The sequence below is a fragment of the Evansella tamaricis genome (genome assembly GCF_019042215.1).
Lineage (GTDB): Bacteria > Bacillota > Bacilli > Bacillales > Salisediminibacteriaceae > Evansella > Evansella tamaricis.
Map to the genome: position 1 here is coordinate 1 of NZ_JAHQCS010000066.1, position 25,766 is coordinate 25,766.

At 37.6% G+C, this 25,766-nt stretch carries 23 protein-coding genes; 5 read left to right on the forward strand and 18 right to left on the reverse strand.

Features of this window, described 5'->3' with window-relative positions:
• Positions 1-157: 157 nt before the first annotated feature.
• The 8 genes from KS419_RS06095 to KS419_RS06130 all read right to left on the reverse strand — a co-directional run bounded on the left by KS419_RS06095 (position 158) and on the right by KS419_RS06130 (position 9,408).
• Positions 158-1,378, reverse strand: coding sequence for an IS110 family RNA-guided transposase (locus tag KS419_RS06095; protein WP_246593679.1), 1,221 nt, complete (start codon positions 1,376-1,378; stop codon positions 158-160).
• 326 nt (positions 1,379-1,704) lie between these two features.
• The gene (gene ablB / locus KS419_RS06100) at positions 1,705-2,505 is read right to left on the reverse strand and encodes a putative beta-lysine N-acetyltransferase (RefSeq protein ID WP_217065182.1); all 801 of its coding nucleotides are present in this window, start codon (positions 2,503-2,505) and stop codon (positions 1,705-1,707) included.
• Positions 2,506-2,583: 78 nt separating this feature from the next.
• Positions 2,584-4,005 carry an aldehyde dehydrogenase family protein gene (locus KS419_RS06105; protein WP_217065183.1) on the reverse strand — a complete coding sequence of 474 codons (1,422 nt, stop codon included), beginning with the start codon at positions 4,003-4,005 and terminating at the stop codon, positions 2,584-2,586.
• Positions 4,006-4,020: 15 nt separating this feature from the next.
• A complete protein-coding gene (gene gabT, locus KS419_RS06110) occupies positions 4,021-5,388 on the reverse strand; it encodes a 4-aminobutyrate--2-oxoglutarate transaminase (protein WP_217065184.1) in 1,368 nt (455 codons plus the stop codon).
• Positions 5,378-6,661, reverse strand: coding sequence for a peptidase (locus tag KS419_RS06115; RefSeq protein WP_217065185.1), 1,284 nt, complete (start codon positions 6,659-6,661; stop codon positions 5,378-5,380). The genes gabT and KS419_RS06115 overlap by 11 nt, the downstream gene beginning before the upstream one ends.
• Entirely contained in the window at positions 6,661-7,338 is a 678-nt protein-coding gene (locus tag KS419_RS06120; protein WP_217065186.1) for a 3-oxoacid CoA-transferase subunit B, read from the reverse strand. The genes KS419_RS06115 and KS419_RS06120 overlap by 1 nt, the downstream gene beginning before the upstream one ends.
• Positions 7,317-8,024, reverse strand: a complete 708-nt coding sequence (locus KS419_RS06125; RefSeq protein WP_217065187.1) for a CoA transferase subunit A — start codon at positions 8,022-8,024, stop codon at positions 7,317-7,319. The genes KS419_RS06120 and KS419_RS06125 overlap by 22 nt, the downstream gene beginning before the upstream one ends.
• A gap of 22 nt (positions 8,025-8,046) precedes the next feature.
• Complete coding sequence (locus KS419_RS06130; RefSeq protein ID WP_217065188.1) at positions 8,047-9,408, reverse strand: aspartate aminotransferase family protein; 1,362 nt, start codon at positions 9,406-9,408, stop codon at positions 8,047-8,049.
• A 199-nt stretch (positions 9,409-9,607) separates the two neighbouring features.
• On the opposite strand from KS419_RS06130, the gene KS419_RS06135 reads away from it, so the two are divergent.
• On the forward strand, positions 9,608-11,257 hold the full coding sequence (locus tag KS419_RS06135) for a PucR family transcriptional regulator (protein ID WP_217065189.1): 1,650 nt from the start codon (positions 9,608-9,610) through the stop codon (positions 11,255-11,257).
• A 179-nt stretch (positions 11,258-11,436) separates the two neighbouring features.
• On the opposite strand, the gene KS419_RS06140 is transcribed toward KS419_RS06135, so the two are convergent.
• Both KS419_RS06140 and pgmB read right to left on the reverse strand, forming a co-directional pair.
• On the reverse strand, positions 11,437-13,740 hold the full coding sequence (locus KS419_RS06140; RefSeq protein WP_217065190.1) for a glycoside hydrolase family 65 protein: 2,304 nt from the start codon (positions 13,738-13,740) through the stop codon (positions 11,437-11,439).
• A 57-nt stretch (positions 13,741-13,797) separates the two neighbouring features.
• Complete coding sequence (gene pgmB / locus KS419_RS06145) at positions 13,798-14,448, reverse strand: beta-phosphoglucomutase (protein ID WP_343215030.1); 651 nt, start codon at positions 14,446-14,448, stop codon at positions 13,798-13,800.
• A gap of 188 nt (positions 14,449-14,636) precedes the next feature.
• Here pgmB and KS419_RS06150 point away from each other — a divergent pair, with 188 nt between their 5' ends.
• Positions 14,637-14,780, forward strand: a complete 144-nt coding sequence (locus KS419_RS06150; protein WP_217065192.1) for a hypothetical protein — start codon at positions 14,637-14,639, stop codon at positions 14,778-14,780.
• A gap of 119 nt (positions 14,781-14,899) precedes the next feature.
• Positions 14,900-15,046 (forward strand): aspartyl-phosphate phosphatase Spo0E family protein, encoded by a 147-nt coding sequence (locus KS419_RS06155; protein WP_217065193.1) that lies wholly within the window; start codon positions 14,900-14,902, stop codon positions 15,044-15,046.
• A gap of 69 nt (positions 15,047-15,115) precedes the next feature.
• On the opposite strand, the gene KS419_RS06160 is transcribed toward KS419_RS06155, so the two are convergent.
• From KS419_RS06160 to KS419_RS06195, 8 genes are all read right to left on the reverse strand, one after another.
• Entirely contained in the window at positions 15,116-16,948 is a 1,833-nt protein-coding gene (locus KS419_RS06160) for a S8 family peptidase (RefSeq protein WP_217065194.1), read from the reverse strand.
• 496 nt (positions 16,949-17,444) lie between these two features.
• The gene (locus KS419_RS06165; protein WP_217065195.1) at positions 17,445-17,987 is read right to left on the reverse strand and encodes a DUF420 domain-containing protein; all 543 of its coding nucleotides are present in this window, start codon (positions 17,985-17,987) and stop codon (positions 17,445-17,447) included.
• 60 nt (positions 17,988-18,047) lie between these two features.
• Positions 18,048-18,218, reverse strand: a complete 171-nt coding sequence (locus KS419_RS06170; protein ID WP_217065196.1) for a hypothetical protein — start codon at positions 18,216-18,218, stop codon at positions 18,048-18,050.
• An 89-nt stretch (positions 18,219-18,307) separates the two neighbouring features.
• Positions 18,308-19,495 (reverse strand): MFS transporter, encoded by a 1,188-nt coding sequence (locus tag KS419_RS06175; RefSeq protein WP_217065215.1) that lies wholly within the window; start codon positions 19,493-19,495, stop codon positions 18,308-18,310.
• Positions 19,496-19,621: 126 nt separating this feature from the next.
• Complete coding sequence (locus KS419_RS06180) at positions 19,622-20,029, reverse strand: hypothetical protein (protein WP_217065197.1); 408 nt, start codon at positions 20,027-20,029, stop codon at positions 19,622-19,624.
• Positions 20,030-20,113: 84 nt separating this feature from the next.
• Positions 20,114-21,910, reverse strand: coding sequence for a S9 family peptidase (locus KS419_RS06185; RefSeq protein WP_217065198.1), 1,797 nt, complete (start codon positions 21,908-21,910; stop codon positions 20,114-20,116).
• Between the two features lie 74 nt (positions 21,911-21,984).
• Positions 21,985-22,872, reverse strand: a complete 888-nt coding sequence (locus tag KS419_RS06190; protein WP_217065199.1) for a patatin-like phospholipase family protein — start codon at positions 22,870-22,872, stop codon at positions 21,985-21,987.
• 179 nt (positions 22,873-23,051) lie between these two features.
• Positions 23,052-23,903 carry a DegV family protein gene (locus KS419_RS06195; RefSeq protein WP_217065200.1) on the reverse strand — a complete coding sequence of 284 codons (852 nt, stop codon included), beginning with the start codon at positions 23,901-23,903 and terminating at the stop codon, positions 23,052-23,054.
• Positions 23,904-24,335: 432 nt separating this feature from the next.
• On the opposite strand from KS419_RS06195, the gene KS419_RS06200 reads away from it, so the two are divergent.
• Positions 24,336-25,007, forward strand: a complete 672-nt coding sequence (locus KS419_RS06200) for a deoxynucleoside kinase (RefSeq protein WP_217065201.1) — start codon at positions 24,336-24,338, stop codon at positions 25,005-25,007.
• 17 nt (positions 25,008-25,024) lie between these two features.
• Positions 25,025-25,720 carry a deoxynucleoside kinase gene (locus tag KS419_RS06205; protein ID WP_217065202.1) on the forward strand — a complete coding sequence of 232 codons (696 nt, stop codon included), beginning with the start codon at positions 25,025-25,027 and terminating at the stop codon, positions 25,718-25,720.
• The last annotated feature ends 46 nt before the right edge of the window (positions 25,721-25,766 follow it).

A 25,766-nucleotide genomic window follows, 5' to 3' on the forward strand; every position in this document is an offset into this window, starting at 1 on the left:
TTTCTTACCTACAGTCAAGTGTTTTTATTAATTAATAACTATTTTTTGGGTGGGAGGGGTACCACTCCCACCCAAAAAAACATTTTGGAAATGACAAATAGACCTGACGAGTTATGTTTTTTCGAAAGGTCATCTATGTTATAGTGTAAATAACTGATTACGAACAGATGGATGCTGTATTGTAATCATAGGTGATGTTGTGTGTGATTAGATGAAAGGCCACTTTCAAGAACTTATTCACACATGCAATTGACGCAACTTTATGGGGTTTGCCTTGAGGTTGCGTTTTTAATTTGTCATAATACTCTACAATATGATTGTTGGACTTCTTACGAAGTTTAATCATCGATTGAACCATGTAGTACAATAGTTTTCGTAATTTGTTATTTCCTCGTTTATTTATTTTATCTTTATAAAATGTATTACCAGATTGATAACGCATGATATCAATTCCAACATATGCATTCAATTGTTTATGGTTCTGGAAGCGTTGTAGATCCCCTAGTTCTCCAATTAGTCTTACAGCAGTCACCTCTCCAATCCCTGGAAAAGAAAGTAATACCTGATACTCAATACGATCTTTTGAAAGTTCAACCATCTGTTTTATAAGCATGTCTTTTTTCGCTTTAAGATCTGTGATACGTATAGCATAATCCCGAATTTGGTCACAACGAACATCATCTTTTGATATTGCTGGATAGGAATCTTGTGCTGCGTGAAGTAATTCTATTGCTTTTTCTTCTGCACGTTTAAGGGATATGTTCTTTTTTGTATTCCCTTTTATTTTATTTCGTATTACAGTTTTAGAACATGCCAATACTTCATCTGGGTGTGGGAAAAGCTGAGTGACGTTCAAAAAGAGAGCAGAACGTTTTGAAAAAAGACGCTCTAATTCAGGAAAACTAAGCTGTAAAATAGCGTGCAATCTACTGTATAGACTTATAATTTCACTATCTAGTTCATCGTAATAACGTGTTAGTGCGCGCATTTGTTTATAGTAGTTTTCTTCCTGGTATGTCGTAGAACGTTCTGTTCGAAAATGAGATTTAGCAAGCCCATGAGCATCACTTATATCTGTCTTATGACGACGCATCGAAGCCGTTTGTAGATTCGCTTCTAACGGGCTAACTCTATGATAGGTGTAGCCTTCTGCTTGAAAAAACTGTTCTAATGGTCTCGAATACACTCCTGATGCTTCAAATACAATTTCAGGTGCTTGACCATCCCGTTTAATGATTTCACAAATCCTTTCATTCAAGGCTTTAAAGGACGATTTATTATGTGTAATTTCGCCTTCATATTCACATTTATTATAGTGATTATAGATAACCATTGTACTTTTCCCCATACTAACATCGAATGCTAGAACATGTTTCATGTTCATTTCTCCTTCTCTTACCATTCATAGAAGCCTTCACATTGCCTTATCGATTCCACTTTCTTTTACTCGATCTCTTAAGGACCCAACATACTAAACTGATTCAAATAAGGGTGTGAAGTCGGCCGGTTTATAATACGGACTCTTAAATGGTCCTAGAGGCTGGTCGGCCTTACTTCACTTCTACTATAAAAAAATAGTAGCACAAACCCTGGCCAGGGTCTGCACTACTAATGTTAGTATGTTTATTCGTTCACTTTGCTCGAACATTAAATGCTTCTATTCTGGTTTTCCCGTGACCTTACACTCAGAAAGAAAAACCTCCCTTACCCCTTTAGTTTCTTAGTCCAAATATTCATGTCTTCGAACCCGGTTGAAATAATACAATTATTAATTAATGTTCCTTCGTAACGGTAATTTAACCGCTTGACTGTCATATTCATTCCGACAGACTTGGCCCTTGTTAACGAAAAGGAATGATAGATTCTTTTTTTCACTAACTCTTTCTCTATTGCCATTACTATAGCATTTAATAGATTTTTCCCCCGATAATCGGGATGGACCGCACAATCTGTTATTTCAGCACTTTGGTACCCGGTGTTCATTGCAGATGCTGCCCCAATAATGCCATTATCATCTTTGGCTACCATAAACATATATTCCTCGGAGTCTTTGACTTTCTGCAAATAATCCGGATCGAAAATATTCGTTGGGTAAATCGGAAAGACCGTCTGAAATAGTCTCGCCAACTCCTCCAGTTCAACGTCTTTCACCAATTCAATCTGAAAGCCATGTGTCATCTCACACGGTTCTTTCGTATCCCCCTTTACAATAGATAAAACTTCTTTATTTTCCTTAGCCGTTTTAGATAGTAAACGATCTTTTTGATGATATTTAGTGAATATCAGTGCCTCATCCCCATGGAAAAAACCCGATAACTTAGATTCTAGCGAAAAGCCAAGATTTAGAAGTATATCTTTATATTTGCTTAATGTATATATGATAAATTTACCTGGGGAATCCTGTTCCATCAACTTCATGATACGGTTCACTTCTATGTTGTTCAGATTGGGTAAGTACCCTACTATACGATCATTTTGGACATCCTTGTCCCATTGGTTTTTCAAGAGATCACATCCTATTCGCCGCAAAGTAAATGTAACAACACTTTAAAAAAGCAGTACAATCTTTACCCGTTATCGTATCTATTTTTTAAAGGAAACAAGTTTCATCTCAGTCATTTCTTCGATGGCGTATTTAATTCCCTCCCGACCTGAACCACTATTTTTTACCCCACCATAAGGCATGTGATCTACTCTGAAAGTGGGAATATCGTTTATCATAACTCCACCAACTTCTAATTCTTCAGAGGCCATGAAAGCCTTCGAAATATCTTTCGTATACACCCCTGCCTGAAGCCCAAATTCAGAATCATTAACCATTTCAATAGCCTGTTGCCAATTTGAGAAGGAATTAACCATTACCACTGGGCCAAAAACCTCTTTACAGGAAACATTCGCACTGGGATCTACATCAACTAGAATCGTAGGTTCAACCATATTATCCTTAGATTTCCCTCCTACAGCAACTGTTGCCCCAGACCCAACTGCTTCCTTTATCCATTCCATTACCCTCTTCCGATCTAAAGGAGAAATAAGGGCGGACAAATCTGTTGTTTCATCAAGCGGATGTCCTAATACAAGTTCTTGAACCTTGGCAGTCATTTTTTCCACTAATTCCTTTTTTCTAGATTCATGCACAAAAATCCGCTGTAGGGAAATACAGACTTGACCTTGATAGGCAAAGGCTCCGAGGACTAATCGATCCACAATATCATCAAGAGACACTCCCTGATCAATAATCACAGCAGAATTGGAACCTAACTCCAACGTCACTTTCTTTAAACCAGCCTTCCTTTTAATTTCAATCCCAACTTCAGGACTTCCTGTAAACGTTACGACATTAATGCGAGGGTCAGTTACTAACGCTTCTCCAACAACGGATCCTCTCCCTGTTAAGACATTTAGTGCACCCTTGGGCAACCCAGCCTTGTCAAACAATTCTGCAACAAAATAAGAAGACAGTGGTGTTTGCGAAGCCGGCTTTAATATTACAGGATTTCCTGCAGCAAATGCCGGCCCTAATTTATGAGCTACTAGATTCATAGGGAAATTAAATGGGGTGATTGCAGCAACGACACCTGCTGGTTCCCGCACAGCATAAGCGACGCGACCTTCTCCTCCAGGGGCAGCATCCATATTAATCATTTCGTTTGGAAGTCTTCTCGCTTCCTCACTGGCGAATTTATAAGTCATAATCGTCCTCGCTACTTCGCCGCGGGCAGTTTGAATTGGTTTTGCCGCTTCTTCAGCGATGATACGTGCACACGCTTCCCTGTTTTCCTCGATCAATTTAACGACATTCTCCAATATTTCAGCCCGTTGAAATGCGGGCATCTTTTTAAGTGTTTTTTTTACACCAACTGCGGCCTTAATTGCCTTGTCCACATCTTCCTCTGATGCAAACGGAATAACAGCTATTGTCTCCCCTGAGTATGGGGAAGTGAGTTCCTTGAAGTTGGAGCCTTCAATCCACTCTCCACCAATAAACAATTGTTTTTTTAACATACGACCATCCTTTCGTCATATTTTTTTTCCTGTCTCTTTTGAACAATGTTCATTCAATACAGATTCCAAAATTTTCAAACCTTCTTTCAACTCCTCATCCTTTATAACCAGTGGTGATAATATTCTTAAAACATTGCCATATATCCCCGCACCCATTATAATCAGTCCCTTATCAATACAACCCTTAATGATTTTTTGCGTTAAATCCTTGTTCGGCTCTTTCGTCTGCTTATCTAGGACAAGTTCCATGGCATTCATGGCACCGAGCCCCCTTACGTCTCCTACCTCTTTAAAAGTGGAGCGAAACTTACTAAAAGATTCTTGGACCATTTTCCCTATTTCCATTGCACGATCAGGAAGTTTTTGCGACTCCATCATTTCAATTACTTTAAGTGCTGCAACACACCCTAATGGACTTCCCCCATACGTACCCCCAATCTCTCCCACTTCTGGTGCATCCATTACTTCTGCCCTTCCAGTTACTGCACTGATCGGGATTCCTGCAGCAATTGATTTTGACATTGTCATCAAATCAGGTGTGATTCCAAAATACTCTGTGGCAAACATATGGCCTGTTCTTCCAAATCCAGTCTGAACTTCATCCGCTATAAATAATATTCCATGCTGTTCGCAGATTTCCTTCACCCTTGTTACAAAGCGTTTACTAGGGACGATAAATCCCCCTTCCCCTTGAACAGGTTCCATTATAACCGCAGCTGTTTCTTCTGCCGATACTTCTGACAGAAAAAAGTTTTCAAGACGTTGAATACATTCTTGATCCAGCTCTTCTTCTGACATTCCTTCAGGTTTACGATAATAATAAGGATAAACCGTTTTATAGGTCTCGCTAACAAAAGGTCCAAATTTATATTTATATGGTTTCACCTTGCTCGTTAAAGACATTGCCATATATGTTCTCCCATGAAATCCCCTCTCAAAGGAAATAATCCCTTTTCTTCCTGTATATTTCCGGGCAATTTTAACAGCATTTTCTACAGCCTCTGCACCAGTACTGAGAAAAAATGTTTTTTTATGGTGATCACCAGGGGTAATTTGATTCAGTTTTTCTGCAAGTTGAATATAAGGTTCATACATCATGACATGAAAACAAGGATGTAAGTAATTATCTATCTGGTCCTTTAATGCCTCTACGACTTCTTTAGGACAGTGCCCTGCATTTAAGGTACCAATAGCACCTGCAAAATCAATGAAACGATTCCCGTCCACGTCTTCGAGAATGGCACCTTCTCCTTTTTTCACAAAAGTTGTCGCGGTGTTAAATGGGCCTCTTGGAACATGTTCTCTCCTTCGTTCCAATAGTTCACTTGCAACAGGACCTGGAAACGTAACTGCTTCTTCCTCATTTAGGTTCCTACTCACCATAACTCCCCCTTTTTTCAAGATTACACCACTCTAGTATTGTATGACCGATAATCTGTGAACACTGTAATACCTTTTCTATTTCCACAAATTCATTTGCGAAATGGGCCATATTCGTTACTCCAGGACCGAAGACTACGGATGGGGTATTCCCAATTTCGGTGAGCAACCCACCATCTGTTCCCCACGGAGAAGCGCCTATTTTAGGAGACTCCCCAACCACTTCTTTATAATTTTTAGTCAACATATTCATTAATGGATGATCCGTTTCAATGGAGCCTGGATACCATCTAGCACCAAACCACTCGTATGTGACAGGCTTTTCAATAAACCAATCATCCCTCTCCCCAATTCTCCTGATCCAATCTTCAAATTCCCCCTTGGCATCTTCAAAGGATTCATCTGGTGCTACCCCTAATCTACCCTCTATTTTTACTAAATCTGGAACTGACGATGGCCAGTCTCCCCCTTCAATAACTCCCACATTAATGGGTATCGGTATAGGGATTTTGGAATATAACGGATCAACGATTCGTTCATTCCGCAAAACTTCCAGTTCTTTTAAGTACGTTAAGACTAACTGTGCCTTCTCTATGGCACTTACACCATTATACCGGGTCCCACCATGGGCCGAAGCTCCTCTTACATGAAGACGAAACCACATGGAACCTTGTTGCTTTGGAAATATTTTAAGCTGAGTTGGTTCAGGTATGATTGCTGCATCCCCTGTATAGCCCCTGAGAATTGCTGCCAAGGTTCCTGCCCCTCCACTTTCTTCTTCAATGACACTATGGTAGATGATATCCCCTTTAATAGGAATTCCTAATTCATAAATCCCTTTTAAGGCAAAGAGCATCGCAGCGTTTCCACCTTTCATATCTGTAGAACCACGCCCATATATTTTTCCGTCTTCTACTCGACCGGAGTAAGGATCATCAGTCCAATTGGATAAATCACCTTCCGGTACCACGTCAATATGCCCATTCAACACAAGAGAATGGCCACCACCAGTTCCTTTTTTCACACCAACCACATTCGGACTTCCCACAAAAGATTCCCTAGCTGAAATAAAGGCCGAATGGGAGGTTAGTTCTTCTCCACCTGGTTCCCACATATCTACTGTATAATTTAACTCTTTTAAATATTGGCTGACAAAATGCTGAATTCCTAATTCATTTAACTGAGTGGAAGGTTCTTGGACCATCTGTGAAACTAAGTCACATAACTGCTCTTCGTTTTTTTTCATCCAGTCTTTTAATAATTTTTCATTATTCATTATATATCCCCCTCAAATCTGGATATCAGATTTAGATGTTCAGAGATTGTGAGGGTTGCCCCCGTATTACATATAACGTCTTCAATGGTAAATGGATTGAACACTTCACATAGTTCCAGTCCGTCCTTTTTTACGTTTATCACTGCCATATCTGTAATAATCATATCCACACAAGTTTTTGCTGTTAAGGGTAAGGAACATTGTTTTACGATCTTTGGTTTTTCGAATTTATCTGTATGATTCATTAGAATGATGACCTTTTTTGCTTTTTGAGCTAATTCAATTGCTCCCCCCATCCCCGGAACCCGTTTTCCAGGTACAATCCAATTAGCCAAATCTCCTTTCTCACTTACTTCTAATGCCCCTAAGATTGTCATATCTAAAAACCCCCTGCGAATAAGGGCAAATGCCATTGCACTGTCAAAATAGGAAGCTCCTGAAACGGTGGTGATGGGAAATCCCCCTGCATTACATAAAAGGGGATTTTCTTCCCCTGCTTTCGGACTTGGTCCTGTTCCAAGAATTCCATTCTCCGCGTGGAACATTACGGGGATATCTCCTACAAAATCTGCAACTAGAGTGGGAATGCCAATACCAAGATTAACAATCATACCTGGTTTAATTTCTTCCGCAGCACGTTTGGCAATTTTATTTCTTATTTCTTTTCCCAAGCCCACGTCCAATTCACCCCTTCACTTTGAACAATATAGTCTACGAAAGCACCTGGTGTAATTATTTCTTCCGGATGAAGTTCCCCTGTGTCAACGATTTTCTCTACTTCAGCAATCGTAATATCACCCGCCATTGCAACTAACGGATTCGTATTTCTAGCACTTGTATCATAAACTAGGTTTCCAAAACGATCTCCCTTTTTCGCATAAACAAAAGAAACATTCGCAGTTAATGCAGGCTCTACTAGAAAAGGTTTCTCATTTATAACAATCTTCTGTTTCCCGTTTTCAACGATTGGGTTAGCCACTCCCACATCCACCAGTACACCTCCAAGTCCAACTCCACCTGCCCGGATCCGCTCTGCTAACGTTCCTTGTGGGGAAAAAATGACTTCAAGATCCCCATCTGTCATCTGTTTCCCTGCATTTGGATTGGATCCGATATGACTTGCAATCAGCTTTTTAATTCTTTTCTCCGTTACGAGTTTCCCTACGCCAATTTGGGGAAATCCCGCATCGTTACATATTAAGGTAAGTTGATGAACATTACTTTTCATCAGTTCATTAATAATAGATGGGGGATTCCCCACTCCACCAAACCCACCCACCATTATTGTCATTCCAGATGAAACATAAGAGGTTACCTCCCTTAGTGGAATCACTTTATTCATCGTACCCACATTGTCTCCCATTCTCCCTTCCCCTTCCCTTACCTCATACAACTGAGTGAAAATACCCTAATACTTGTAATTCATCTTGTATTTCTTTTACGACTTGCTCAAAGACGGAAATTAACCGGTCAATTTCCTCCCCTTTGATCGATAATGGTGGGGCAATAATGACAGCATCCCCTGCCATTCCTTCCATCCCCGCTACCGCAGGATAAACAAGCAAACCTTTTTCCATCGCCTTTGTAACCACTTTTTTTGTGACATTCACTTCGGAAGAAAACGGTAGTTTGTTAAAAATATTGGAGACAAATTCTACTCCGGTCAACAATCCCTTCCCTCTAACATCCCCGATGATTGGATAGTTTTGTTGTAAAATCCGTAAGGCATCTAGAAGATACTCTCCTTTTTTGATTGCACCTTCCACCAACTTATTTTGTTCCATATAGTTTAGAACCGCCAATCCAGCAGCCGTGGACTGAGGATTAGCACTGTAAGTATGTCCGCTCATAATTACTTTGGAACCATAAAAAATTGGTTCCATAATTTTGTCACTTATCATCGTTGCAGCCAACGGAGCGTACCCTGCACTTAATCCCTTCCCCAATGCAATAATGTCAGGAATTACATCCCAATAATCGATGGCAAATTTTTTCCCACAACGTCCGATTCCAGTCATCACTTCATCTGCAATAAATAAAATGTCATGGTGGTCACATATCGCTCTTATTTCTTGATAATAACCATCCGGAGGGACTACTGCTGCTCCAGATGCTCCAATAATCGGTTCTGCTATAAATGCGGCCACTTGATCCGAACCAACTCTTCGAATAGCCCGATCCAATTCCTTTGCGCATAGTAATTGGCACTCTGGATATGTTTGGTGAAAAGGACAACGGTAGCAGTATGGAGGTTCTACTGATGGGAAATCTTCCAATAAGGGGACAAATCTTTCCCTGCGACCAATATGACCTGACATGGATAGTGCACCTAGAGTTATCCCATGATAACTCATCCAACGGGATAACACTTTTGTTTTTGATGGCCTGCCCTTCTCTTGCCAGTATTGTATCGCAACCTTTAAGGCTGTTTCTGTGGCTTCTGACCCACTGTTCACAAAAAACGACCAATTTATATCACCAGGTGCCCACTCCTTCAGCTTCATGGCTAACTTTTCAGCTGGCTCACTCGTAAACTGTGACCTGTAAACAAAGGATACCTTCTCTCCCTGTGCTTTCATCGCTTCGGCGATTTCCATTACCCCATGCCCGATACTTGCTGTGACAGCTCCGGAAGAACCGTCAATATATTCCTTTCCGTCCACATCATATAAGTAAATTCCTTTTCCATATTCCGCCTGAGGGTACTCCTCATCGAGAAAAGGTTTTATTAAATAACTCCTTTGCACTTTTGACACCTCCCATACATTTCATAGAAAACCATTGTTTTAACTAAATCAAACCCGTAAACTAAAATGGAATAGATTACTTCCATCGTATTCAATTTTAAACTTTCTGACTATTCTATCTTTTGTTTAAATTTTTCCTTTTCTTTTTATACAATTTGTATAAAAGAGAAGAATCAAATGGTTCTTCGGAGGTGAAAAAATGCTTACTATATATGAAGCAATGCAATTACCAGCTTTAAGGGGAACGAAATTAATTGGGGGATTACAAGGAAAAGAAAATCCGATTAAGTGGGTAACAACAATTGAAATTATAGAAGATATAACCCGTTTCCAAGATGGGGAGTTTGTTGTAACCACTGGTTTTGGTCTAATGGATAATCCCGTTTACAGGCTCAGACTAATTGAATTAATTCGATTAAAAAAGCTTTCAGGGCTTGCTTTATATACAGGATTTTATATTGAGACTATTCCGGAAAACATCATTAAAGAAGCAGATAAAGTACATTTACCATTAATTGAGATTCCGAACTCCATCAACTTTTCCACCATTACAAAAGCAATTGTAGAACAAATTGGAAATAAACAGATGCGCCTTCTGCAGGACTCATTAAAAATTCATAAAGAAATGACGAAATTAGCCGTCAACAACGATGGACTAGAGGAAGTATTGGAAAAACTCAGTCCGCTGACGGAAACAAGCTTATGTGTTTTTGACGATGTTGGACAGTTATTAGCGTTAAAAAATATCCATTTCCAAGAGATGTACGTGGAAGAAAGCTGGATTATCATTGATGGACAGAAACATGACTTGACTAACTTATTTCAATCGGGGAACGATAAATCCATTAATCTCATTCAATGGGGGGATATTTATTGTTTTTTATCACCAATTAAATCAGATTACTTCACATATGGATTTCTTTTAGCCATTCAAAAAAAGCAAGTATGGTCAGAAATGGATGATATTATTATGGACCATGTTTCCACCTTAATCGGAATTGAACTCGTAAAACAATATGCTATTGAAGAAACGAGAGTCCGCCTTCAGGGGGAGCTCGTGGAAGAGATTTTAATGAGAGACCATTTAAATAAAGAAACGGCAATTAAACGGGGGAAAAAATTAGGGTTTGATCTGACTAAATCCCATGCTGTATTGTTTTTTAAGTTTACTCCTAACGGAACAACCCAGGAAGACAGGGATTGGGGTAATCATCTCTATTACATCGTTGCCAAACTTTTATCAAGTACAAACCGTCAATATATTTTATTACCTAAAGTAAATGAATTATATTCTTTAATTGAAGTAGATCTCTCTGAAAAAATAATAGAAAAAGATAAAATGAAACAATTAGCCGATCAAATTTTACACCGATGGTGCCATCATTTCAAAGAAAAGATCATGATCGGAATAGGAAATGCCTATCAAGAAATAAATGATGTTGCGGCAAGTGCAAAAGAGGCAGAATCCGCTGTAAAGTATGCCCCTTTATTACTTAAAGAGGCGAGTGTGATACATTTTGAAGAACTAGGATTCTATCAAATGCTGATAAGAATGTATGATTCCGGTATTTCTTTACAGGCATTCTATGAAACATACTTAGGCAATCTTATTCAAAATAAACAGCACCGTACCGATTTAATTTTAACTTTAGAAACTTTTCTTGCACATAATTGTAATATTCAACAGACTGCTGCCAACTTATATATTCATCGTCACACGTTAAAATATCGTTTGTCACAAATTGAAAAACGCACTGGGTTCACATTGCAATCACCTGATGATCGGATGAATCTGCACCTTGCAATCCTTGCATACAAATTTGTTCAACTGCAGAAACGGCAAAATTAAGAAGCGTCCCTCTAAAGATAAACAAAGCGCAGGCGGCGCCTTACGCTTTGTTTATTGAGCTTTGTTTATGTTCATGTTGATTTCAACGAAATAGTACTCCCTTTCCCCTCGTGTTGCAGACATCGATTTAACTAACTAAAACAATCTGAGATAAAGCAACTTCTGCCTCTAACATAGCCTTAATGTGTCAATGTTATAGTACTATTCCCCTTTAGATCATAATGCTCACCTAGTACTGCCATTTTTACACTTAAGTCTGTTTCATTCGTAATCGTTATCATTTCCTGATCTACTTGGACATGGAGACGAGCCCCCCTGAACAGGACTTTAAATGAAAAGGATTTCCACTGACCAGGGATAAATGGATTTAATACGATATTATCATTTATTACTTTGAATCCGCCAAAACCTTCCACTACAGACATCCACGTTCCTGCCATACTTGTAATATGACATCCATCCTCTGTGTCATTATTATAATTATCTAAATCTAGTCTAGCCGTCCGTAAGTACATTTCATACGCTTTGTCTTTATAACCCAATTCACAAGCAAGGATGGAATGAACACAAGGGGATAAAGATGATTCATGAACTGTTCTCGGCTCATAAAAATCAAAATTCCGTTTTTTGGTTTCCAGATCAAATTCGTTATTCAAAAAATACATCCCCTGAAGGACATCTGCCTGTTTGATGAAGCAAGAGCGTAAAATACGATCCCATGACCAATTTTGATTTAACGGTAAATGCTTTGGATCTAAATCCTTAACATATATTTGTTCTTTATCCAAATAACCATCCTGTTGTAGATAAATTCCCGCTTTTTTATCTATTGGGTAATACATATTTGAAATAATATCTACCCATTTTTTTGTTTCTTCATCCTTTACCTTCAGTTTATCTAGCCAATATTCATATTTTTTTCGGTCCACATCTTTCAAATAATCCAAAACGTAAAGGGTATATTCTAATGTCCAGCTTGCAATTCTGTTGGTATACCAATTATTATTCACATTATTATCGTACTCATTAGGTCCTGTAACTCCAAGGATCATATAGACTTTTTTATGGGGAACATAATTAACTCGTTCTTCCCAAAAACGGGAGATTTCCACTAACACTTCGATCCCGTGTTCTTTTAGATACGTTTTATCGCCAGTGTAATTTACATAATTATATATGGCGTATGCAATAGCCCCATTACGATGTATTTCCTCAAAGGTTATTTCCCACTCATTATGGCATTCCTCCCCATTCATTGTTACCATTGGATAGAGGGCGCCTTTTTCAAACCCCAATTTTCTAGCATTTTCAATTGCTTTTTCTAAATGTTTCTTACGGTAGATTAGTAAATTTCTAGCTATTTTTTGATCTGCTGTTGCCAAATAGAAAGGTAAACAGTATGCTTCTGTGTCCCAATATGTACTCCCTCCATATTTTTCACCAGTAAACCCTTTAGGTCCTATATTTAGTCTATCATCTTCTCCTGTATACGTTTGGTTTAACTGAAAAATATTGAAACGAATTCCCTGTTGTGCAGCAACATCCCCTTTTATCTCAATGTCGCTATCTCTCCATTTCAACGCCCAGGCTTCCCTCTGTTCTGACTTTAATTGATGGAATCCCTTCGCTAACGCCTGCTTCACTTCTTTTTCACTGACCATTTTCAACTCATCTATTTTGTAATCACGATTCGTAACGTTTGCTACGTATTTATAAATAGTAGTCACTTTTCCTGTTTCCAATGGTACTTCATAAGAGATACCAGCATATTTCTCTCTATTGTATCCTTCTGCCAAAACATCAATCGGATTATTATTTAGAGAGAATCTTGTCTCCATCGTGGAACACACATGGAAATCAAGCTTTTTTGTTTTTACAATTACCGTTCCAGAATGATCCTTTACTTCACTTAATACAGGATCCCAAAACTTTTCATCATAATTGGCATCTTTGTTTTTTATGTCACCATCTAAATACGAGGTAACGGACATTGTTCCACTAAAGTTCATAGGTTCAATGGTATATTCCAACGCACCTATTTCTTTTTGGGCCATACTTACAAACCTGGTTGCAGTAACTTTTATTTGGTTTCCATTTGGAAATTCCGCAGTGAATTTACGGGAAAGATACCCTTCTTTCATATTAAGTTCCCTCAAAAAACCTGAAACTTTAACTTTATTTAAATCTAGTGTTTGACCTTCAACAACAATATTCAATCCAATCCAATTAGTAGCATTCAATACTTTTGCAAAGTACTCAGGATATCCGTTTTTCCACCAACCTACCCTCGTTTTATCAGGGTAATAAACACCTGCTAAATAGCTCCCTTGAAGACTTTTTCCGGTGTATGTTTCTTCGAAATTTGCTCTCTGTCCCATATGGCCATTTCCGATACTAAATATACTCTCCGATATTTCATGTTTCTCAGGATCAAACCCTTCTTCAATGATAGACCATTCACTTTCTTTCAAATAAGGTTTCATCGAAATAACCTCCCCTTCTCTAAAATGCAACCGTTTGCACTCTTGCACTAAAAAAAATTACCTTCTCAACAATCTATTTAATGACATTTCTGACATGGATATAATGTAGTCATCTGCTCCTTTTAAAATGCCCTTCTCCCCAACAGCAATGACATACATTCCTGCTTTTTTTGCTGCTTCAATTCCCGATTGTGCGTCTTCAAATACTACACAGGAAGATGGGTCAGCATCCACTGCTTGAGCACCCAAAACAAAAACTTCCGGATCTGGCTTTGCCTTAGCGACATTTGTCCCATCGATAATACTATCAAATAAAGGAAGTAAATTTATCTGTTTTAAAATTCTTTTTGCATTTTTACTGGCAGAACCCAACACAACTGGAATTTTTTTTTGTTTTAATTCTATTAAAAATTCACTTACACCAGGTAAAATCTCTGAAGTGTCCATCTTTGAAATAAGCGAAACATAATGTTTGTTTTTTTGAGAGGCAAGCTTCAGCTTATCCGTTTCCGTTAACTGAACTCCTCCAATCTCAAGGAGTATGTTCAAAGAATCCATTCGACTGACTCCTTTTAATCTCTCATTCTCCTTTTCTGTGAAACTGAACCCCATTTCAGATGCTAATTCCTTCCATGCCTGATAATGGTATTTAGCAGTATCCACAAGAACACCATCTAAATCAAATATGACTGCACTCGGTTTTTCCACACTTATCCCCTCCATCATAGCATCTCCACTTCCATTCTAGCTCACAAGCACTAAAAAGGAAAGCGTTTTTACAAATTTAATTTTTCTTCTTATTTCCTTTTAAAATTGTAAATTAAAAACCCTTATAAAATAAGGATTAAAAGCAAATAATAATGGAATAAATCAGTAATAAATTGGAGGGAAATCGTTTGCGTAAATATACTATTTCTAAAGAAAAGAACGAAAATTTCAAGCGTCATAACGATCACAAAGATGGCAGAATTCATTATCAAGTTTATTTACAGGAAGACCGTCCTCCTCAACCGAAGGAAGTGGATGAGATTGAATATTAAAAGTCGAATCGTGTGTTTTATTGATGAATTATGACTTATTTGTTAGAATCTCTTCCACTTCGATAAAGAATATAAGATAATAGGATTAGCTAGTTATACAACAATGATGGAGTGTTCCCATGTCTATAAAAAATCAAATTGAAACGAAAAGAAAAGAATTAATAATTATTGCTAAGGAACACGGTTTATCTTCGAAACACACTTTACGTTGTTCAGAAGAATTGGACAAGTTAATCCTGCTCTACCAGCAGAAGGATTTGCATTAATTAAAAATAGAAATACATTAGCTAAAAAACAAAGCTCAATAGGTTTTTAATGGCCTATTGAGCTTTTTTTTACCTTATCATATCTTCCAATGCTTTTTTAATATTTATATTTCCATATCCATAATATGGATCATAACCCTTTGGGCCAAGATCGTCACTGGTAGTCCTTATTAAATGGTATACTTCATCATTCGTTATGGAAGGGTCAACAGAGCGGATTAATCCAGCCATTCCTGCAACATGGGGTGATGCCATTGATGTTCCACTCATCATGACATACTGATTTCCAGGAAACGTACTCGCTATATGTTCCCCTGGAGCACTCACATCAATATGATTACCGTAATTGGAAAAGAAGGCCCTTTCCCGATGAGGATCCACTGCGGCCACAGCTAGAACTTCCTCATATGCAGCAGGATACATTGGTGTATCAATATTATCATTTCCAGAGGCAGCAATTAGAACTACATCGTTTTCATATGCGTACCGTATGGCTTCATACATAATATCAGAATGATGACTATCTCCTAAACTGAGATTGATGACTTTCGCACCATGATCAACAGCCCATGCAATTCCTTTTGCAATAGTAAAGGAATTTCCTTCTGCATTGTGATCTAACACTTTTACGGCCAGTAAGGGATTGTTCCACGATATACCTGCCACTCCGTCCAAATTATTTGTAATTGCACCAGCTACTCCAGCCACATGTGTACCGTGACCATGATCATCTTCATAAGCACGGTTATCTTCAAAGGCGTTGTACCCATCTAATATTTTTTCTGCTAAGTCAAAGTGATCTGGATCAATACCACTGTCTACAATAGCAATGGGAATTTGATCTTGACCAGTTGTTATTTGCCAACCTTGTTCTGCGTGTATTTGTGAAAAATTCCATTGATAAGGGTCATAGAATTCGTCATTTGGAGTAGGGTTTCTCCGATATGGTGAAACCCTTCTTGCGCCTCCATCATCAGTAGTTCTTTTATGGACATATTGTTTTGAGAATGTATAGTTTGGTTCAATATCAGTAACTGAGGCGTCTGCTTGTAAATCCCTTACCATTTCCTCGGTTGTACGATTTATATCCCTAACAATTAAATGATCATTAAATTTATCTATGATTTTGAGATTATTTTCCATTGCCCATGTGCTACGGTCTACATCTGGAACAAGCTCAACGATAACTTCACTTTCTTTATAGTGTTGTTCATCTGTAGGGGTATCATCGCTTTTGACATATAAATCCCAACCAATCTCCGGTACCTCTTTTTTTGCATAAGGCAATTCTGTCTCTTCTTCAGACAATGAGATATCCTGACTATCCCCAATAAAAAATTGACCATTAGCATCCGATAAAGTGGCAACGTCTTTAATAAACTTTTCAATAAAGGATAAATCAATTTCTCCAACAACCATCTTCCCATCATCTCCCTCAACCCCTATTAGGAGACGTTTTGTACCATGATGAATAAAAGGGTCTGAAAGAGTCGTCCCGTTATCTTTTTGATGAGCAAGTTTCTTTTTTGGATTTTGAGAAACTTCCCCAAGTTTCAATGTCTCCTTATTCCCATCAATATGAACGAATCCATGTATATGAGGATGATCATTAACTTCCTGTAACATCTTGTCGGATTCATCTTCACTTTCTCCAGCATGTATCCAACTTAACAAGTCTTCTTCCACTTGGTGCAGAAACATTTCAATCGTAAAAGAAAGATCCTCTGCCATCAACTCATCCATCGAAGCACGGAAAGTCACATCTTGTCCCTGTTGAGCTTCTTGAAAATTAGGTTGTCCCAATTGATTTTCCGTGTTCAAATGATCGGATGCAAACCAAATTCCTAATACGGTTAGTAAAACAATACTGAATAAAATGGTTAAACGTCTTAAAGAATTCATGGAAACCTACTCCCTTTATTTAGGCTATTGGATAGGATACCCATAATAAAAGTTACTATGAGAAAAATAAGAAAAGCGTAATCGCCTAAGGTCACGGGCGAAAGTCACTGGAAGGACTTTGACAGAAGCCGCTTTTTGGCTTCTGAAAAGGCATGAAGTGATCCGAGCCCGTAGGCGATGGAGCTGGACAACTTGCCCGAAGGTGCAAAAATTTATGCTTTCTTACCTTTTAAGAAAAGCACAAGCGCCTAAGAACACGAGCGTAGGGCAGTGCAGGAATAACAACTAGAAGTCCGCTCTTTGACTTCAGTTGTCATTTCCGAAGTGCCCCGTAGCGAGTAGGCGCTGGAGCTAGACAATGAAAAGCACAAGCGCCTAAGAACACGAGCGTAGGGCAGTGCAGGAATGACAACTAGAAGTCCGCTCTTTGACTTCGGTACGTTCTTTCGATAAAAAGGCCTTAGCTTAAATGCTAAGACCTTCAACAGTAATTTATTTACGTATAATAAGGAGAAATGAAAAGATAAACCAACACACCAGTTAAACTCACATAAAGCCATAAAGGCATTGTCCATCGAACCCATTTTCTGTGTCTCTCCACTTCTCTTTTATAACCAGAAAAGAAACTCATCAAAGCTAGAGGTACAATAACTGCTGCTAACACAATATGAGTGATTAAAATAAAGTAATAAATTGCTGCAATCACACCTGTACCGCCGTAAGTCGTTGATTCCGCCATAAAGTGATAGGTCACATAGGACAGGAGGAAGAATGTCGTTGTTGTAAAAGCAGCATAGATAAACCTCTGATGGAGAGCAATGTTTCCTTTACGAATTGCGACGAGAGCACAAATTAAAAACAAAAAAGTAAAACTATTTAATGTGGCATTCACTAAAGGGAGGGATTTTATATAAGCCGGTAACTCCCCTTGATACCCTGGTACAAATGATAGGAAGACAATCAGTAAATTAATAACAATGGTTAAAATAATGACAGTAATCTTATCGTATTTTAGTATTTTATCCCAAATATTTTTCAATAAAAACACTCACTTTCCATGACTTAAATATCAACAGAAACTCTATTTGATACCTTCTTGTTATAACTTTGTAGGCTTCACTTTATTCACCTTCTCATTACGGAAACTTTGCTCAAATTTATCAATTAATTGATTAATATCTTCTTTCTTTTCCTTTATTCCAAACTTTCTCCTTTTTTCACGCTTTAATACACGTATTAGTATTTGTTTATCTTTTTTTGTTAATAACATGAGAATACACTCCTTTAATGTGAAGGAAATTATATCTATTATTCTAGCATGCTTTTAACTTTCCATAAATCCAATGGACCTTCTTTTACTTAAACATTTGCACTGGATTTATTAACGTGACTATCTTGCCACTTCAGAACAATCAATAATGAGATGGCAGCAAAGAAAAATAATGTGGATGATATATAAAACACACTGGTGATGGACCAATAACCTGAAATAATCCCCCCCACTACTGGACCGACAACATTTCCCAAAAAACGAAAACTTTGATTGTATCCTAGAACCTCTCCTTGTACAGATAATGGAACTGCCCGGCGAATATAAGCTGTAGCACAAGGGATGATACCACCGATTTGTACACCGAATAAAAACCTCAATACCACTAACTGCCAAATATTAGTTACAAAAGCTTGGGGCAGAAAAAAGAGGCCCGCTAGAGTTAAACATATTAAGAGAACTTTATCATGTCCGATTCGATCCCCTAATATTCCCCAAGATCTTGTGGCGGTTAAATTACCAAGACCTGTGACTGAAAACGCCAATCCTGCTAAAAAAGCTACATTTTCAACTGTCATCATTTGATTAACATACAATGCCAGTTGAGGCTGTATGCTAAAATTAGCCGTTTGAATAATAAAAGATATGATCATTACCATCATCAAAACACGGTTTTGTATGATAAGTTGAAGAACTTCAACCATACTTCTCTTTTCTTTTTCTTTAATTACTTGTTCTGTTCTTACTTCCTTAATACCAATTAATACGACCGTAGTAGCCCCAGCAATGACTATTGCAGTAATAAGGAACGTATAAGTGAATCCAACGGAATCCGCTAATGCACCACCTATCAGTGGGCCAAACAGACCTCCACTGACTGTTCCCATTTGTAAAGTGCCTAGGACACGCCCTGCCTCTTCCTTTTTGGTTTGGGAAGAGATTAGTGCCATGGACATTGGGATAAAACCAGTTACAATTCCCATAAATAACCTTAAGACAAATAAGTCAATAACGGAAGAAACATAACCCATGAGATAAATGGAGAAAGCAATGCCAAAGCCTGTAATAACTAGTATTTTTTTTCGGCCAAACTTATCTCCAAATCTTCCCCAAAATGGAGAAACAAAAAACGCAATCAGAAAGGTAATTCCAAATACAAATCCTGACCACCTTTGTACATAGGCATCTGAATATTCTCCAAAAGTTTCGATATATAGGGATAAAAACGGTAAGACCATCGTTGCACTTGCTGCAACAAAAAAATTTGCCAAGCACATAATTAGCAAATTACGTTTCTCTATAGAGATGATAAACACCTACTCTGAATTTATTTCGACTGACTAAATATATTATAGCAACTTTCACAACAAAAGAAAAACAATTGGCAATATCTTAGCCAATTGTTAAAATGAAAACCATCTTTTCAAAAAGTGAGTAATACCATATAGAAATAAAAACACTCCAGTAAACAAAAAAAAGAGTAAAAGGAAAGTTTCATGAACCATCCATCCCAATTGATGATAAACTGTGTTATAATCCAATATTCCAGAAGCACCGTAGGATAACATTAAAAAACCAATTCCCGTAAAAAATATTGGAAACAAATACATTGTCCTTTGCATGTCTTTTTCCTTTACTCTTGGACGGGGAGGTTCATCCCCTTTTCTTTTCTTCTCTTTACTCAACAGGATAATGATCAGAAAAGCAACTGTTAGGGATAGAATCAAATAAATAATCGATCTGGAAATCAAACTGATAAAGGCAAAGAATAATAGAAGTGTTGCTATACGATAGCTTTTTATCCGATTCACTGTACCGCTCCCCGATGTCATCCATTTATACGAAAAGGTATCAAAATCCCGAATTGACTGTTTCGGGATTTTGAGAATATAGCCTTACTGATGTTTTTCTAAAAAAGAAAGCATCCTTTCATAAACCTTGATCTCGTTCTCCTTTTTAGAAAACCCGTGCCCTTCATCATCTAACACAAAATACTCTACTTCTGTTCCCTGATTCTTCAATGCTTCCACAATCTGATCTGATTCCTCTTTTACAACCCTCGGATCGTTGGCACCTTGTATCACAAGCATTGGTTTAGTCATGGACTGGAGGTAGGTAATTGGAGAATCCTTCTCTAAACGGTCCTTATCCCTTTCAGGATTTCCGAGCCACCTCTCCATAATCGGTTTCCAATGTTCAGGTACGGAATTGATAAATGTAAATAAATTAGAAACTCCAAATATATCTACAACTGCGCGGAAATATTCACTATGACGTCCAGCCAAGAGAAGTGACATATAACCACCGTAACTTCCCCCAACCACAAACAATTTATCACGATCACATTTTCCAGTCTCAAACAACCACTCGATTCCGTAAACGCAATCTAAACGGGGCCCCTCTCCCCAATCCTGCTCCACTAGTTTCTTAAAAGAAGCCCCATAGCCTGTACTTCCACGGAAATTAGGTGCAAATATGGAATAGCCCCTATTAAGAAAACATTGAAACATTGCCCTAAATTCTTTGCGTTCCGCAGCTTGTGGACCACCGTGCGGCCAAAAAATCACGTGTCCGTTATCTTGTTCCTGGTTACTTTCAAACCATAAAGCCTCAATTTTTTTCCCGTCAAATGAGGAATAGGAAACAACAGCTGGATCAACAAGATGCTCCTGATTTAATCCAAGAACACGATTATCAGTGAGTTTCTCCCATTTGTCCTCCACATTTAGAAGGTAAATGTTAAAAGGTTCCGTTGCACTTCTTCCTAAAAGATACACATTTCCCTTTTTAGAGACTTTCATTTGATGAAGAGATTCCAATGGACATGGAATTTTTACCGGAGAACTATCCTCCCTACTAAAGCGGTAGAGATGATCTTGCACCCCTTTTTCTGTAATTATAAAAAGGGTCTCAGAATTTTTATGCCACTCTATCTCTTCGACGCTTTCCCCCTCAAACTTGACATATTTCTCCCTTTTTCCCGTAGGAATATGATATTTGATAACATAGCTATATTCTTCCCCAGCATTTGTGATGTATAGAATATGCTCGTTAGAAATGAAGATGGCTTTTGAAAACTCATGAACATCATCAGGATTCTCTGATAGGAAGGTTTCTTCACCAGTCTGTATGTTCTTTAAATACCCCACTTGATATGTATTTGCGAAAGTTTTGGTCAAAACGATATATTCTTCATTTGGAGAAACAGTATTAATAAACGTTGGTGCATTTTCTCCTTCATACAATTCCTGATGTTCCTTTGATTCGAGATCATAAACATATCCCTTTAAAAATTGTGGGTTGCCTTTACTTGTTACATAATAAAGTCTGTTTCCATCTTCACTTAAAGAGCAGAAAAAATCCTTGTCGTCAGGCTCTGCTTCTATTAATTTTTGTCTCATCCCCCCTTCAAAAGGAAGTGCATAAATATGGTAATTTTCATTTCCATCCTCATCAAATCCGCCTAATACATATCTTTTGTGTGGATCTACCTTTAAGAAGTTGCAAGACTGTTCTGTATGCGCATACAAATAAGGAAATCCACTTCCATGTAAGTCAATTGCCCAAACATTCATTTTTCCATTTAAATTAGTGGAAAAAAGCAGTTTCTCTTCCTGATCACTAACCGTAAAGTTTGTAATAACATACGTGCGAAAAAATTGCTCTACCGTTGGTTTTGAAAATGAAATCAATTTTCTCATCCTCTCAGAGATTTATTGTATTTATATATTCATTATATTACAGTTGAAAACTAGTAAAACCTACCTTAGTTGGAATTAGCATCCGTCTCCAGACCTACTGGTTGCCTTAAAAACTCTTTTAATTCTTCATACCTTTTTTCAGCCTGATGATATCCATGATCATAAAGTGCCTGTAACTTCTCTTTATCTTTTTCAAGCCTTGTGACATTACGTAAATCATCTGGACGAAAGACAAACGCCCTTCCTTCCCTTTCAAGCTTTTGTACTTTTTCTATCGAATCATTATATAGTTTCGACCGTGTTTCAATAATATTAATTAGTCCTCTATAAGCTCCATATTTTTTCCGATAAATCCATTTTCCTCGAGTGATCGGTTTTTTAATATATCCATCACATTGGGTCAGGATAACTACGTGCTTTTCATTACCATCCATCAGTGATTTATTTATTGGAATAGGATCGCTAATCCCACCATCTAACAGTAGACGGTTATCATGCTCAATGATCGGTGCAATCATAGGTAAAGAACAGGAGGCACGTAAAATCTTATTTAAATCTGCCCCTAATTCCGACTTTTCATAGTATATGGTTTCTCCTGTTTTACAATCTGTTGTACCGATGTAAAAAGCCTGTTCAGAATTAAAAAAGGTATCGTAATCAAAGGGATTGTTCTGATTAGGAATTTGATCAAAAATTAAATCCATATTAAATAATTCCCCTACTCTAAAAAACCTTTTTATAGAAATATAATCAGGATGCCCTGCATATCCGACAGTTACCGCTTTATTCCTTCCATATTGTTTGGAAATATAAGAAGAGGCATTACAGGCACCTGCTGAAACAGCAGCGATATATGGAAAATGAATACTTCTCTCAAGGAAAAATTCCAATATCCCCCCTGTATAAACACCACGCATACCGCCCCCTTCTAATACTAAACCTGTCTTCCTCACATCCCTCTCCCCCTTCTGTCTATTCTTTTATTGTAACGAATGGACCTATATACCTCAAATAAATTTAGACATTAGCCTTCTTCCTATGTAGTGAGCAAAACATGAAATGCGGTCCTGTTATCAATACAAAAAGCTGCCCCTATAGAGAAAAAAAACTATGGAACAGCCCTGTATAACTATTATTTTTCGTCTGTATAATACATCAGTGCAAGTGCTCCAGGTCCCGTATGTGTACTTATAATTGGAGTCGTATCCACAATGGTGACATCTTTAAAATCCTTAATTTCTTTTAAGGCATCGATGACCTGATTTGCTAATTCCCTCGCTTCCACCTGCGCAATCCCAATCCCTTTTAAAATTCTTCCAGATGTCTCTTCCTCAAATTTCTTTTTCATAAATCTTATCATTTGAACGTAAGTTCTCACTTTTGTAACCGGTGTATACACTCCATCATCTAAAGATGCAATCGGCTTAATTTTTAATAATGACCCTACTAACGCTTGTCCCCTGCCGATTCTACCACCTTTCACAAGGTATTCAAGTGTATCTACCATGATATATAATGATGTATGTTTACGAATTTTTTCTAATCTTGTAACAATCTCCTCAGCGGATGCACCATCATTGGCCATTTTTGCTGCTTCTTTTACTTGGAAACTTAGTGCTATCGAAATAAATGAGGAATCAATGACAGTAACTTCACTAGTTGTCATATCGGCAGCAGTTTTGGCCGAAGTGTATGTTCCACTCATACCACTTGTCATATGTATGGAAATAATCTCACTTCCATCTTCCCCTAATTTGTCGTAAACTTCTAAAAAAGAACCTACAGATGGTTGAGAACTTTGAGGGATCTCTTCTGCTTTCACTAGCAAATCCACAAATTCTTTAGATGTAATATCTACTCCATCAATATAGGATTTTCCATTGATTGTTACAGATAATGGTACGATTGTAACTCCTAAACTATCCATTTCCTTTTTCGGTAAATCAACGGTGGAATCTGTGACAATTTTCACTTTATTATTCATGTCAGCACCCCTTTAATTGAGTAAAGTTCAATTATTATCATACTATATCAATTGAATGTTGTTAAGTTTTTACTATAATACTAGAGTTCATTAGAAAAGCGCAAGGCGCCTATGATCACGAGCGTAGGGCAGTGGAGGAATGACAACTAGAAGTCCGCTCTTTGACTTCAGTTGTCACTTCCGAAGTGCCCCGCAGCGAGTAGGCGGTGGAGCTAGACAACTTGCCCGAAGGTGCAAAAACTTATGCTTTCTTACCTTTTAAGAAAAGCGCAAGCGCCTATGATCACGAGCGAAAGTCACTGGAGTTAGACAACGATAAGAAACTTTATATTATTATCTTTTAAAAAAATCATTTAAGTAAAATTAACTAGTTTTCTTCAACAATAAATATGGTAGAATTAAAATCACTGTTATTTTTCGACATCTTCTTACATGAAAGGAGGCAGACTTTTGAGCCAACAATACCATGCTCCGTTTATCTCGGTGGAAGGACCAATAGGTGTTGGAAAAACTTCCCTTGCCACTCGGTTATCTGAACATTTTCAGTTCCACATCTTAAAGGAAATAGTGGACGAAAATCCATTTTTAAGTAAGTTTTATGAAGATATTCAAGAATGGAGTTTTCAAACAGAAATGTTTTTCCTCTGTAATCGATATAAACAACTGGAGGATACATATGAGCAGTACCTTTCTAGGGGAGAAGCGGTTGTTAGCGACTATCACATCTTTAAAAATCTATTATTTGCAAAACAGACACTACGATCCGAGCACTTTGATAAATATGATAGAATTTATAGAATATTAACAAATGATTTACCTCGTCCTAATTTAATTATTCATTTACATGCAAGCCTTCCAACCATACTGGAACGGATTGAAATGCGCGGGAGATTAATGGAACAATCTATCAGTCCCTCTTATTTAAATCAATTGTCTGAAGACTATCATCAATTTATTAAAGATCACCGTAGAGTTTATCCACAAATCCCCATCCTGTCATTTAATGGGGACGAAATGGACTTTGTAAATAATGAAGAAGACCTGAAACTAATCATAGATCAGGTAAACGAAATTGTTGTTAAAAAGCAAGAATCATTTTTTTAGTACATGGGGTGGAATAAATGGGAACTATAAAGCATCAATTACGTACAAACTCATTGATAACGTTAGCTGGGACCGTTGGTGTCGGTAAGTCCTCACTTACAAATGCACTAAGTGATGCCTTAGGATTTGAACCTTCTTTTGAAAAGGTAGACGGGAATCCATACTTAGAAGATTATTATCGGGATTTTAAGACATGGTCCTTCCATTTACAAATTTATTTTCTAGCCGAACGATTTAAACAACAGAAGCAAATGTTTGAAAGTAATATTGGATATGTTCAAGACAGAAGTATATATGAAGACGTGGGGATTTTTGCACAGTTACAATACGATAATGGAAATATGACAACGAGAGATTTTGAAACGTATCATTCCTTATTCAATGCAATGATTATGTCTCCATATTTTCCAAAACCAGATGTCCTAATTTATATTGATGGGGATTTATCCATGATAATTGAAAGAATCAAACAACGTGGAAGAGAAATGGAAATTACTACCCCACATTCTTTCTGGGAAGACCTATACTCCCGCTACAAGGAGTGGATCTTTTCGTTCACAGAATGTCCTATTCTACACTTAGATATTAATTCCTATGACTGCCATGATCAGGAATCCATAGGTGAAATAGTCAGAGGTTTGGAAAAACTGCAAAACAACCCTGATATGAAATATTTAAAACTAGAAAATACAATATATGAGCAGTCGAAGTAACGGCAGTTTGTTAAAGTAATTCTAAGTACTATATAAAATAAAAAAC